General features: G+C 45.8%; 13 protein-coding genes. 8 read left to right on the forward strand and 5 right to left on the reverse strand.

The features are described from left to right. Positions 1-99: 99 nt before the first annotated feature. Positions 100-252, reverse strand: coding sequence for a helix-turn-helix domain-containing protein (locus tag PRIO_RS34855; protein WP_082118101.1), 153 nt, complete (start codon positions 250-252; stop codon positions 100-102). Between the two features lie 126 nt (positions 253-378). On the opposite strand from PRIO_RS34855, the gene PRIO_RS14950 reads away from it, so the two are divergent. The 8 genes from PRIO_RS14950 (at position 379) to PRIO_RS14985 (ending at position 8,490) form a co-directional block, all read left to right on the forward strand. After that, positions 379-711, forward strand: coding sequence for a hypothetical protein (locus PRIO_RS14950; RefSeq protein ID WP_046503216.1), 333 nt, complete (start codon positions 379-381; stop codon positions 709-711). 519 nt (positions 712-1,230) lie between these two features. Then, a complete protein-coding gene (locus tag PRIO_RS14955; RefSeq protein WP_046503219.1) occupies positions 1,231-1,701 on the forward strand; it encodes an RHS repeat-associated core domain-containing protein in 471 nt (156 codons plus the stop codon). Positions 1,702-1,849: 148 nt separating this feature from the next. Next, positions 1,850-2,889 (forward strand): IS630 family transposase gene (locus PRIO_RS34860; protein WP_197545359.1). Its coding sequence is split into 2 segments (ribosomal slippage): positions 1,850-2,353 and positions 2,356-2,889, totalling 1,038 coding nucleotides; the frame shifts between segments, so codons are not numbered across the junction. Positions 2,890-2,997: 108 nt separating this feature from the next. After that, positions 2,998-3,183 carry a hypothetical protein gene (locus tag PRIO_RS35575; protein ID WP_144412110.1) on the forward strand — a complete coding sequence of 62 codons (186 nt, stop codon included), beginning with the start codon at positions 2,998-3,000 and terminating at the stop codon, positions 3,181-3,183. A 1,010-nt stretch (positions 3,184-4,193) separates the two neighbouring features. After that, complete coding sequence (locus PRIO_RS14970) at positions 4,194-5,405, forward strand: MFS transporter (protein ID WP_046503221.1); 1,212 nt, start codon at positions 4,194-4,196, stop codon at positions 5,403-5,405. 123 nt (positions 5,406-5,528) lie between these two features. Then, positions 5,529-6,593 (forward strand): Delta(5) desaturase DesA, encoded by a 1,065-nt coding sequence (locus PRIO_RS14975; RefSeq protein WP_020433994.1) that lies wholly within the window; start codon positions 5,529-5,531, stop codon positions 6,591-6,593. A 149-nt stretch (positions 6,594-6,742) separates the two neighbouring features. Beyond that, positions 6,743-7,891 (forward strand): sensor histidine kinase, encoded by a 1,149-nt coding sequence (locus tag PRIO_RS14980; RefSeq protein ID WP_020433993.1) that lies wholly within the window; start codon positions 6,743-6,745, stop codon positions 7,889-7,891. Next, positions 7,888-8,490 (forward strand): response regulator transcription factor, encoded by a 603-nt coding sequence (locus PRIO_RS14985; protein ID WP_020433992.1) that lies wholly within the window; start codon positions 7,888-7,890, stop codon positions 8,488-8,490. Before PRIO_RS14980 ends, PRIO_RS14985 begins: the two co-directional genes overlap by 4 nt. A gap of 31 nt (positions 8,491-8,521) precedes the next feature. On the opposite strand, the gene PRIO_RS14990 is transcribed toward PRIO_RS14985, so the two are convergent. The 4 genes from PRIO_RS14990 to PRIO_RS15005 form a co-directional block, all read right to left on the reverse strand. Next, positions 8,522-10,009 carry an oligosaccharide flippase family protein gene (locus PRIO_RS14990; protein ID WP_046503225.1) on the reverse strand — a complete coding sequence of 496 codons (1,488 nt, stop codon included), beginning with the start codon at positions 10,007-10,009 and terminating at the stop codon, positions 8,522-8,524. Positions 10,010-10,089: 80 nt separating this feature from the next. Beyond that, positions 10,090-11,217, reverse strand: coding sequence for an amidase domain-containing protein (locus PRIO_RS14995; protein ID WP_046503227.1), 1,128 nt, complete (start codon positions 11,215-11,217; stop codon positions 10,090-10,092). Beyond that, a complete protein-coding gene (locus tag PRIO_RS15000) occupies positions 11,214-11,855 on the reverse strand; it encodes a class F sortase (protein WP_046503229.1) in 642 nt (213 codons plus the stop codon). The genes PRIO_RS14995 and PRIO_RS15000 overlap by 4 nt, the downstream gene beginning before the upstream one ends. 61 nt (positions 11,856-11,916) lie before the next feature. After that, positions 11,917-12,216 carry a hypothetical protein gene (locus PRIO_RS15005; RefSeq protein WP_020433987.1) on the reverse strand — a complete coding sequence of 100 codons (300 nt, stop codon included), beginning with the start codon at positions 12,214-12,216 and terminating at the stop codon, positions 11,917-11,919. Positions 12,217-12,477: the final 261 nt, after the last annotated feature.

The raw sequence follows: 12,477 nt of genomic DNA on the forward strand, positions 1-12,477 counted from the left end.
AGGAAAACACCCGGGGTGGTTTATATCAAAAGTAATGATTCTTGTTGAGGAAAAGGGCGTAGCACATCCAGCGCCCGACCCGACTTGCATTTAGACACCTTATGCATCAGAATCTTCAACAATCAGTTCATGGATGGAGATGTCTAGGGCATCACATATCGCTTCCAGCGTTCGGATATAGACTCTGTCTACTGAATCGGAACAGAGATGATTGATGGTACTTGGACGTAAGTTCATTTGTCGGGCAAGCATTCAACGTGGAAAACGAGCCGAACATTACGAAATAATCCCTTCCTACAATATGACTGTTGACCAATATCAAAAGTTATTAAATCAGATAGTAGTATCGCCAACAAATTAGAACAGGAGAAAATTAATATGGATAACATCAAAGTGTTTTTTTTAGATGATACGGAACTTGCGGAATTTGAGGGAAATAGCAAGGGGTACAGAAATGATGTCTATGTTGAGGTATTGAATAAATTATTTAACATAAAGGTCTATGATATAGTACGGCTTCAACAGGATTTTGAATTAGAATTGGAGACGTATGGGTATTATTCAGTGGAGCCTAATTTAATTTTAGGAAAGGAAGTAAGTAAAGAGGAAATCGAATTTGTTGTTAGAAAGTTATATGAACAGAAATATTTTGAAAGTGTGAAGCCTGTTGATGATAAGAACCTTAATGAATATTTTAATATAGACAAATAAATAGTTTTTTCAGATTCAAAGGACTCAAGTAATTGTTTAATTAAGGTTAAAATGGGAAAACGGAAAAAGAGAACAGGAGTTGAGTTACTAACAAGGCCTCCATGCCTAACTGGTTAAAAAAGCGTTATAATGGTTATAATGAATTAGCTTTATGTTTAGAAATAACTTATTTATTAATAAATTTACATTGACCACATGTGAGCGACGACTCCATGTGGTTTCTTTGTGTACCATTTAAAGCTCTCATCCAGTGCCGAATAAACTAAACTCATTCTTACAACAGACTCATCTATCATGGTCTCGCGACAGCGTATTCTTCGATTTAAGTGTAGACACATGAAAGACTATAATAGAAATACCCAATCTGAATAGTGAAGTAATCTCAGATTAGATCGTAGCGGCGTGTTCGTGGAACAAGCGAACTTTGTGCGTAGGGACCGGGTGCTGGAGAAGAAAAACAAGAGGAATTCCAAGGGATACCATTAACTGTACAATGGGCACGGTGACGTCGTACAGATCGTGGATACTAGCGGGGCGGTAATCAACAATTACACCTACGATGAGTGGGGGAACATCACCAGCCAGGTGGAGGGAACCTCCAATTCCTTCAAGTACACAGGAGAAGTATATGATCCAGAAACCGGACTCTACTACCTGCGGGCACGGTATTATGATCCGAGTATGGGGCGGTTTTTAAATGAGGATACGGTTGAGAGGCAGATTGATAATCCGCTGAGTTTGAATTTGTATACGTATGTGGGTAACAATCCGTTAATTCGATGGGATCCGTCAGGTAACTCATGGATTAGAAGTGCATGGAAGGCAACGAAGAAAGCAGTCGTTAATGGGGCTAAAGCAACCTATAATTTCTTAATTTGGGATGACCTTAATACTATACTTGATTCCGACTCATCCCAACAAGAGAAAGATATGGCTGCAAAAATGCTTGCTTTAAACTTTGTCCCCGGCGAGGGCAGCTTGCAAAAGTAGCAATGAAAGGGGCAGAAAAGCAGGCATTCAAAGATTACAGAAAAACAGCTATATAAGTTGAACTAAAGATTAGAAAACTATGGTAAGGATTTCGTTGCAACATGTCGAAGTAATATAGACAACGACTTCAGACAGGCAGGGGAATGTAATGGACCATACAGCATCCTTTCAAGAGATCCAAACCGCGATGAAGCAAGCCAAAAAACGTCGGATGTACGAACGATACCAGACCCTGTATTTGTATCTACAAGGAACAGAAATTGAGGAAATTGCCCATACCATCGATCGAAGTGCAAAAACCGTAAAAGGTTACATTGGGGCGTATGAAACCGGAGGGCTTTCAGGCCTTCAAATGAATCATTCTCCAGGAGCGCCTGTTCGATTAACCAAAGAACAACAAGAAAAGCTGAAACAGACCATTGTGGGTTCGGTTCCGCATGATGTTGGCTTTACGGCGCGGCACAACTGGACACTGGAGATCATTGCAGCCTTGATCAAACGGGAATTTGGAGTCACGTATTCGCTTCGGGGTATCTCCAAAATGATGCAGCGACAGGGGCTAAGCTACACCAAGCCAACGTATACCTTGGCCGCAGCGGACGAAGAAAAACAAAGATTTTTTACAGAAACCACGTTTCCCAACTTAAAAAAAGATATATGAAGGACGAAATTCACCATTTGCTATTCGAAGATGAATCCATGATTCGAGATTATCAAGCCATTCAGAAAACGTGGTTTCTCCGCGGTAAGCAACGGATCATTCCAACCACAGGTAAACATCGCGGCGTCAAACTGCTGGCAACCGTTGATTATGGAACAGGCAAAATCGTATGGCAGGAAGATGAACAGTATACCGCAGAAACCTTTTTGAGTTTTTTGAAAAAAGTCATCGATGAATACCCAACAGGTAAAATCGTGATGGTCTTGGACAATGCGCGAATCCACCATGCGGAGCTACTAACCCCGTTCCTGACGGAGATGAAAGAACGACTTGAGCTGGTGTTCCTACCTCCCTATAGCCCTCAATTCAATGCAGTCGAAGGCTTGTGGAAATGGCTTAAATCGGACGTGATTAACAACGTCTTCTACCACACGGTCACTGAAATTCGAACCAACGTACAGCAATTCATGGAGGAGATTATGAAAGTGCCTTTGACCATCATCGACCGACTCTGTGTCAGGTTCTAGTCAGTCGTTTCTTTAGTTCAAACTATATAGCCAAACAAATTCTAAAAGAATCAGATCATTTTTATTAACCTATACAGGGCTGTTGGTGCAGATGAGTTCTATCAAATAATGGAAAGTGGTTCATTTAAGGTGAGTCCTATGGGGTTTGATGGGAAGCAGTTTGGATTAAACTTTGATGATACACTTAAATTTCCTGAAAAATACAAAGACATTGCAGCAATAGTAGAAGTTAAAGTTTCAAAGACAGAACTTGATAGAATTGCTGATTACACACGTCGACCCTTTTATTTTTAAGAATGAGACACTTACAATTCATCTTGAACATTTAGAGGACTTCAATAAAATTATACAGGCAATTAATCACAAATACTGATTTTAGGAGAATAATATGCTTAAACTAAATGCAAATGTGACTTTTAGTTCGGATAATCTTTCTCACACACAACCTGAGTACCAAAAATATTCTTAGACCGGGAATTAACTTTGGAAACAACTTATTATTTTCGGGGACGATTATTTCAAGTGCTGACGTAGAAGAATTAGTAAGAGGTACTCAATATTCGATATCGCTTGAACTTCCAACAGTCGATGAAGACTCGTTTGAGTACATCAGAGACCTCGTTAAAGTTGGTGGTAATATCACTCTTCAGCTCGCTTCAAAAATATTAGGACAGGGAATCATTGAAGACTACACCTTTGAAAACGAGTAAAGAGAGTGACCACATGCGAGTGTAACTGGTTATGCCTCGTCAAGTAGACAGTAAGATAAGAGCAAAATTATTCGGTGGTTGCTCAACCGGAGAGCCAAGTTTATTCTGGATACGTTCTTTGTTGTAATAGGATATATTTAGCAATTATGGACGCTCCCCACCAAGTGCTTTATACAGGAAGCCAAATTGAAATATATGAGAGTAAATTGGTGGCTAGAGGGAGAGTCATTCAAAAACCGCCCATACTCAGATCATAGCTGTTTGGAAACGCCGATTCTATCAGCTACCGTTTTGTACTCATGTGAAACGTGTCAACTATAAGTTATAATTCTATCATTTCATCACTGCCATAATCAGTAAACAAAAGCCAAATTTAACAAATAACAGTATGTGGGGATTTTTACTACAGACTATCACAATAATCCTTTATCTTGAGCGCTTGGCCTCTGGGCCGGGTGGACTCGGGATAGAGGATTTTTTGTGTTCAAAAAATAAACGAATTTGATAATTATCTAATTATATATAGACATAATAATAAAAAGTCTATATATTAATAAACGTAGTGATAATTTGTTTACTTTTGGAGGGATTGAAGTGTTTAGGAACAAGTATGTGCGGACGGTTGTGATGTCCAGGGTTTTGCTGCAGCTGGGAGTGTGGGTGCGCAACTTTGCCATTCTGCTGTATGTAACGGAAATCACAAATAACGACCCTTTTTATGTGTCGCTGATCTCGGTCGTAGAATTTGCGCCAATTTTTTTGTTTGCCATTGTAGGGGGAACCTTTGCTGACCGCTGGCGTCCGAAAAAAACGATGATTTGGAGTGATGCGCTCTCAGCGTTATCTGTATTGGTTGTGCTGCTGGTCGTTATGGGCGGCTCATGGAAAGCGCTGCTGCTGGCAACCTTTGTCTCTGCCGTGCTGTCGCAGTTTTCCCAGCCTTCGGCCATGAAGCTGTTCAAGCAGCATGTGCCGGAATCACAGCTGCAAGGTGTGATGGCGATGTTCCAGTCGCTTACTGCGTTCTTTATGGTTATTGGACCTGTGCTGGGTGCGTTCATCTATCAGCATTACGGGATTGAGGTTTCGCTGATCATCATGGCTGGAATGTTTGCCGGCTCGGCGCTTATTCTCAGCCTGCTGCCTAAGGACAATGCAGAGACAGCCGGACATAAGCAGACGGGTATCTATGCAGAAGTAAAAGCCGGTTTGAGTTATGTGCGCACAAGCAAAGTTTTGAAGAATCTGGGTGCAGCCTTTGCATTCGCGGGCCTGGCGGCCGGATTGGTTCAGCCGCTTGGAATTTTCGTGATTATTGAGAATCTGGGGAAGGACAAAAGTTTTCTGCAGTGGGTCATGATGGCGAACGGAGCAGCGATGCTGCTTGGCGGTGCTTTGATCATGGGGATTGGCCGGAAGGTGAAGCCGCAAATGCTGCTGGCCGCAGGCCTGCTCGCCAGTGCAGCCGGGACCATCGGGGTGGGCTGGTCGCATGATACGGCGCTGACGATCACGCTTCAGACGCTGGCGGGCTTTTTTTACCCATGCATACACATTGGCATCAATACCCTGATCCTGCAAAATACCGAGACAGCCTATATGGGCCGGGTAGGCGGCATTATGGGGCCGATGTTTATGGGGTTCATGGTCATTGGCATGACCTTTGCCGGGTATCTGAAAGAAGCCTTTTCGCTGTTCGGCGTATTTGCCGGAAGCGGTGTGCTGTTTCTGATCGCCATGCTGGTTCTGCTGCCGCTTCTCAGAAACAGGAACAAGCAGACCCCTCAGCCCTCATCCCTGGCGTAAGTATGATATATGTCATACTGCATCGTTGATGTTTATGCCTTACTGGGATGACATTTCCTTCTCTATACTAAAGACAGATGAATGTATCCGTTACGGGACACATCCGAGGAGGAAATGAAGAAGATGACTACCCGCCAGACATCCCAGCTCTCCAGCCTGAAAAAAAGCATGGCACCCTTTGAAAAAACAAACCAGCGTGCAAGCATCAGACAATTAATCAATACACTTGTTCCGCTTGTACTTCTATGGATGGCTGCTTATTTCAGCCTGCAGGTATCCTACGGGCTTACGCTTCTGTTCGCGGTCCCCGCTGCGGGGTTTGTGATCCGCACCTTTATAATTTTCCATGACTGCTGCCATGGCTCGTTCTTCAACAACCGCAAAGCCAATGATATCATCGGCACCATCACGGGTGTCTTGACGCTTGTCCCATACCGCCAGTGGAAGCACAGCCATTCCATCCATCATGCCGGGAGCAGCAACCTCGACAAGCGGGGGATCGGCGATATCTGGATTATGACTGTAGAGGAATATTTAGCTGCCAAGCCATTGAAACGGCTGTACTACCGCATCTACCGCAACCCGCTGATTATGTTCGGAGTCGGCCCGATCGCCGTCTTCCTGATTCAATACCGCTTTAATGCCAGAGGCGCAAGACGCAAGGAACGGATGAATACGTACTTGACGAATGTGTCCATTGCGTTACTCTACAGTACGCTGATCTGGGCGATGGGCTGGCAGGCTTTTCTGCTGGTGCAGCTGCCGGTCGTATTTGTATCAGGCTGCCTCGGCATCTGGCTGTTCTATGTGCAGCATCAGTTCGAGGATTCCTATTTCGAGCATGAAGAGGAATGGAGTTATGTTTCTGCGGCAGTAGAAGGAAGCTCGTATTACAAGCTGCCCAAGCTGCTGCAATGGATTACGGGCAATATCGGCTTTCACCATGTCCATCATTTGAGCCCGAAGGTGCCGAACTATAATCTGGAGCTGGCACATAATGCCTCTGAACCGCTGCAGCATGCCACGACCATTACCATCGGAACCAGTCTGAAGGCGCTGCATTTCCGCTTATGGGATGAAGAGAACAAGGGATTCGTCGGCTTCAAGGAAATCAAGGCCAGAATGAAGCAGACGAAGCCGGCAGCGGAGGGTCTGAAGGTGATCAAACCCGGGTTCCAGAGCGAGTAATATAGGGTTGGAGAAAGAAGCAGCCGGAGAACGCCAATGCCGATGCTGCTCTTTTTCTTTTTTTGCGGGATATTGCGGGAATCTGAAGGGATTATGTTAAAATGAGGGTACAATGCGGGTACAATCTTGCTGGCAAAAGGATGGCTGACATGCAAAAGTGGCATCATATTTTTCACAAAAGTACGGGTCTCAGCCCTTATGTATGGGTTGTTTTTTACATTTTGCCGTTTTATTTCATCTTCCGTTCCGCCTCAGTGAACCAAAACCAGTGGGTATATGGAATCGTTATGGTTGCTGTGTTTTTTGCCTGTTACGTCCTCTCGTTCAAATCCAAAGGCTGGGTGGTTTATTTCTGGACCACTGTACAGATCCTTGTCTCGATCACAATGACGCTGTTGTTCGGGTATATGTATTTTGCGTTATTTATTGCTTTTTTTATCGGGAATATTCAGAAAAGAGCCGGTTTTTTCACGCTGTATTCGATTCATCTGCTGACGACCATTGCTGCGATCAATTATGAGATGATTACAGGTAACCGGGTTTTCATTTCGCAGCTTCCGTTCGTGCTGGTGAGCATGATCGCTGTAGTGCTGCTGCCCGCGACCACCTATAACCGCAATAACCAGGATAAGCTGCAAGGACAGCTGGAGGATGCCAACAAACGGATCTCCGAGCTGGTTATTATGGAGGAACGGCAGCGGATTGCCCGGGATCTGCATGATACGCTGGGACAGAAGCTGTCGCTCATCGGCCTCAAAAGCGATCTGGCCGGCAAATTGATCCACAAAAATCCGGCACAGGCTGCGGTTGAAATTAACGATGTCCGGCAGACCGCGAGAAGTGCGCTCAAGGAAGTCAGGGAGATGGTTACGCAAATGCGCGGAATCCGCCTGGAGGATGAGCTGATCCGGATCCGGCAATTGCTGGAGGCGGCAGAGATTGAGTTCCAGCTGGAGGGCAGCCCGAAGCTTGTCAATACCTCGTTAATGACAGAGAACGTGCTGAGCATGTGCCTGAAGGAGGCCGTTACCAATGTAGTGAAGCACAGCGGTGCGACACTCTGCCAGGTGCAGATTGAACCCTCGCGGACGGACCTGCTGATCAAAGTCAAAGATAATGGTACCGGGATTGAGGGAAGCAATCTGTATGACAAGGGGCATGGGCTGCAGGGAATGCGGGAACGGCTTGAATTTGTGAACGGCAGTATGGATGTGCTGCAGGATAAAGGTACAACGCTCATCATTAGGGTGCCAAATGTTTTTAAGCAGCCGGAACTGAAGGAGGTAAAAGGGCTATGATCAAAATTGTAATCGCTGAGGATCAGCGCATGCTGCTGGGGGCTCTCGCCTCCCTGCTCGACCTGGAGGATGATATGAAGGTTGTAGGGCGGGCGGCGAACGGGGAGGAAGCCGTCAAGCTGGTGCAGCAGCATCAGCCGGATATTTGCATCATGGATATTGAAATGCCGGCCATGAGCGGCCTCGAAGCCGCTGAAGCCCTGAAGGATTCAGGCTGTAAAATCATGATTCTGACCACCTTTGCCCGTGCGGGGTATTTTGAACGCGCCGTTAAGGCCGGAGTGGATGCCTATCTCCTGAAAGACAGTCCGAGCGAGGAGCTTGCCCTCTCGATCCGCAGCGTGATGTCCGGCAAACGGCTTTATGCTCCCGAGCTGATGGATGAGGCTTACAGCGGTGAAGCCAATCCTTTGACCCAGCGGGAGAAGGAAGTGCTGGGCCTGATCGCCGACGGCAAAAATACGAAGGAGATCGCCAGCCAGCTGTATATTACAACCGGAACCGTGCGCAACTATATTTCGGTCATTCTTGACAAGCTGGATGTCGGCAACCGGATAGAGGCCATTACCCGCTTTAAGGAGAAGGGCTGGTTTAAGTGACCAGCGATGATCAGCTCTTGTTCTTTTGAGATTATTTTCTTTTTCGTATGCAGCGAAGATACATATATAGTCCCACCACAAGAAAATACAAGAGGGCTGCAAACAGGAATCTCCCAAAGCCCGATGGCGTTCCAGGAAAAGATTGCGATAACTGCCTGACCCCGAACAACGCGACAGATAGAACTATGAGATCAGATAGCAGGCCAAATAAGAGGGTGCTTAGCTGATCTATCTTGAAACGCAAAGCCTGCAAGTTCCATAATGAAGCTACTGCTTCCAGTAAAAGTATAGCAATGGCGGCACCTTTATAGCCGAAGCCGGGAATTCCTACCAGAAAGTATTGGGCAGCTGTGGCGCAGATGATCCCTGTAAGGAGTCCATAAAATGGACTTTTCCTGATATCCTGCGACCATAAAATACTGGTGGAGATTTCACGGAAGCCTACCAACAGGGGGATGGCAGCTAAATATTTGATTGCGGGTCCGGCTGTTTCGGTATTGAAGATAAATAACGATAATTCCGGGGCATAACCCTTTAGAAATAACGCTGTTGCAATTCCCCATAACCAGCATACTTTGAAGGCTGTAGCAGAAAGTCTGTTAAATCTCTGCATATTTCCCTGCTGCCACTCCGCCGCAATTTGCACGGACAGGGTGTGGCACAAGGCTCCGGTCAGAAGGGTGGGAGCATAGGCCACGATGACGGCCATTCCGTAAATCACTCCATACATGGAGGTCGCTTCGGAAGTGCTGTAGCCCGCTGCAAGCAGCCGGTTGGGAATAAGCACAGCGTCTATAAATTCGGAGGCAGGAATAATCAGCCGTGTTGCAGAGATCATAAGTGATGATTGAATGAACCAAAAGATGGGAAGAGACTGGACTGTATAACTGGTGTTGTAAGGAAGGCTTGTTTTATTTACAGAGATATAGATAGTGAGCAAGGAAAAGGCGGATAATGCGCCTATAAAAGTGCCATAAAGCCCTGAACCTATAGCGCGGTTGATCCCAAGGGGCAGGACATGCCAGACGATCAGGAGCATGAAAAAAATTCTGGAAGCCTGCTCGATAATCTCAGACAGCGCGATAACCCCGATTTGTTTGTGACCCTGCAAATATCCCCTTACCAATCCCAATAGCGGCACGGCAAACAGTGAAGGAGCGAGACCCCGGATTGAATATTCCAGGCCGGGATTGCCAAGAAACCTGGAGATAGCCGGAGAGTTCCAAAAAACCGCCATACTGACAATTCCTCCGAATAAAATAACACCAAGCGATATTATTTTTAGAAGACTCCAGCTTTGGGCAGGTTTCTTAGCGCTTGCCATAGCCAAGGTTGTCGGCAATCCCCCTGTGAACATAAGCACAAATCCGTAGAAGGAATAGGCGATTTGATAGAGGCCAATTCCTTCTGCACCTACAATTCTTGTCAAGATCACACGGCCGATCAGGCCGGTCAGCTTCACGATAAACAAAGCAAAAGCCCGGATTGCAGATTGTCTTAACAGGCGGGAACCATTCATATGTCCTCCAGCATAACACCAATGTCATTTGGTTTATTTTATGACAATGATTTTCGGTTATGCTGACAAGCCTGATTTATTCAGCCTTTAATGTGAAAAAGCTGGTATTTGGTATCTTTGTCCCAGCCCAGATCAAAAGGGACACGGTAACGGTCGGCGGTGTGGGAATTGACAAGCGGATAACCGGAATCATCAAATCCGACAATTACGGAAAAATGGTCAGTATCATCGTGCCGCAGGATATAACCTACTAAATCCCCGGGCTGAAGCTCTGAAACGGCTCCTCCGGGATATTTTTTCGAGGGGGACATAATCTGCTGATAATCGCCTTTGGCAATCATTTTCCCGTATCCTGACCTTAAGAGAAATCTGCTGAAGGAATCGGTTTGTACCCAGGTCTGTGTGCCGCCGGATTTATAGAAATACCGCCAGCCGCCCTGCATTTGCAAACCTCCGCCCTCCTCAGGGTCCCCGATTACCTGTGAGGCAAAATTGGTGCAGTCCCCGCCTTTGCCGGTATAATCCAGGTATTTTTTATTATAGTGATGCTGGTTTCCGGCCCCCCATGCTGCTCCGGCATATTTATTGGCATATGCGACGGCCCGGGCGCGATTGAATTTTTTGTCCTCATTCGGCTCGGATTTGGGTTTATCTGAAGGAGCTGCACCCTCCGGTTTTTCCGCAATCTTGTGAGGGTTCTCATCCAGCGGGTCCAAATACCATTCGCGGGCGATTTTCCAGTTCCCGTTACTTTTCTTCAAGGTCATGAAATGCCTGGTACCCACCCCGAAGAATTGCTCGGGGATAATTTTATTGTTGTATACATAGGCAATTTTAAGGGATTGCACCAGAGACACTTTGGCGGTATCTCCGCTGATGGCCCGGCGGATGATCCGGATGCTGCTGTCGGCATGGATTAATTTGATATTCCGCTTGTCCGCCCATGCATTCATATATTCGGTTCTATTGCGTTCATGCTGGAAGGCATTTTTACTTAAGGCCTGTTCCATAAGATAACGTTTCTCCAAACGGCCCGTGTTGCCATTAATGAGTATTTTGGCTCTTTCTGCATAGATATTTTCCAGCTCTGATTTCAGCTCATGATCTGATGCGCTTGGATCTGCCGCAGCCCTTTCAGCGGAAAATTGAAAGGATACTAACAGAAAAATAACAGCAGATATGAGACAGCTTCTTTTCATAAGAGTCATAGTTCACCGTCCAGTTTTGTGAAAATAATCAGTCTTTTCTCGTGTTCCTTTTTCTTTCTGCTGTATCTGCCAGTGCAGGTAATCAGGTTCATTCTCCGTTCTCCGGTTTCACCAAAAATACGTTCCATTGGAGCTTCAGCAGGGGTAAAGGCTTCAACCGACTCCACAATATAAGTCAATTGGCGCCCTGTCTTACTCGAAACAATCACTTTATCTCCTTGTTTCAATTTTTTCAATTTGAAAAAAACAGCCGGTCCCGAGTAACTGTCTACATGCCCGTCTATAATGACATTTCCCTTCCCCCCGGGTAAAACGCCCGGAAAGAGAATACCCGTTATCTCCGTATTGTCAGGGACATCCATTTGCCCGTTTTCCAGCAGGCTCACTGGCTGAATGCCCGCTTTTACCGAGATGGCAGGAATCGTAAGCAGGTCAGGCATAAACGGCTTGGGTTCATCAATAACTGCATGGTTTTCATTTAATCCCTTTTCAGCAGTGTTTAAGTGTTCAGGCATTGTCTGCAAAGGCCGGGGAGTGCTGCTGTCCGGACGGTTGTCCATTTGTTGTCCAGAGCCGGCGCAACCGGTAACACTTAATACAATGGCCGCGGTAATGAAGGCCAATATCCGTTTTTTCATTGTGTAAGAAAAGAAAGAGGGAGGGCAAGCCCGGCCTCTTTCATCCTCCTATTCCATGGATCTATTCCATCTGTTCGCTGGCACCGCCGAAACCTGATTTTGGCAATTCTGTAGCTTTGGTTTTAATGCTTTTTGCCTTGAGGCTTTTGGCTTTCAAGTGCTTTTCTTCAATTTTTTTTGCTTCACGGCTCTTCATGTGAAGCTTCGATTCCTTCTGATGATGTGCTTTTTCTTTGTGGACGCTTTCGGCATGAAGCTTCTTTTCATGCTTGGCATGGGATTCAGCCGGAGAAGCACCGGCAACTGAAGCAGCAGACAGCATCAGGGACAATGACAACATTGCAGCAGGCAAAATTTTCATTTTGGGATTCCTCCTCGAATTTTTTTTGTTGCGAAATTATTATTCCCAGTAAGCCCCGGGTTACTTTGGTGATTTATTTCCAGTGAATTTAACAAACTTCGACGGCCGCAGCAGGCCATAGGCCCGGCGATAAACTTGGGTTTCCGTAAACTATCAGGGTTGTCAAGACTATTCCCTTTACAAGACTTTATTCCTGTTTTTCCCACCTGAGCATCCGCTGGATTGGAACCGGAGAGCATTTTTGCTAAGATAAATGCAAAC

This window comes from Paenibacillus riograndensis SBR5, from assembly GCF_000981585.1.
Classification (GTDB): Bacteria; Bacillota; Bacilli; order Paenibacillales; family Paenibacillaceae; genus Paenibacillus_AQ; species Paenibacillus_AQ riograndensis.

What these genes read in the sequence shown, in the direction of transcription:
- PRIO_RS34855 (WP_082118101.1), bottom strand. Translation starts at nt 252, where the DNA reads ATGCTTGCCCGACAAATGAACTTACGTCCAAGTACCATCAATCATCTC.
- PRIO_RS14950 (WP_046503216.1), top strand. Translation starts at nt 379, where the DNA reads ATGGATAACATCAAAGTGTTTTTTTTAGATGATACGGAACTTGCGGAA.
- PRIO_RS35575 (WP_144412110.1), top strand. Translation starts at nt 2,998, where the DNA reads ATGGAAAGTGGTTCATTTAAGGTGAGTCCTATGGGGTTTGATGGGAAG.
- PRIO_RS14975 (WP_020433994.1), top strand. Translation starts at nt 5,529, where the DNA reads ATGACTACCCGCCAGACATCCCAGCTCTCCAGCCTGAAAAAAAGCATG.
- PRIO_RS14980 (WP_020433993.1), top strand. Translation starts at nt 6,743, where the DNA reads ATGCAAAAGTGGCATCATATTTTTCACAAAAGTACGGGTCTCAGCCCT.
- PRIO_RS14985 (WP_020433992.1), top strand. Translation starts at nt 7,888, where the DNA reads ATGATCAAAATTGTAATCGCTGAGGATCAGCGCATGCTGCTGGGGGCT.
- PRIO_RS14990 (WP_046503225.1), bottom strand. Translation starts at nt 10,009, where the DNA reads ATGAATGGTTCCCGCCTGTTAAGACAATCTGCAATCCGGGCTTTTGCT.
- PRIO_RS14995 (WP_046503227.1), bottom strand. Translation starts at nt 11,217, where the DNA reads ATGACTCTTATGAAAAGAAGCTGTCTCATATCTGCTGTTATTTTTCTG.
- PRIO_RS15000 (WP_046503229.1), bottom strand. Translation starts at nt 11,855, where the DNA reads ATGAAAAAACGGATATTGGCCTTCATTACCGCGGCCATTGTATTAAGT.
- PRIO_RS15005 (WP_020433987.1), bottom strand. Translation starts at nt 12,216, where the DNA reads ATGAAAATTTTGCCTGCTGCAATGTTGTCATTGTCCCTGATGCTGTCT.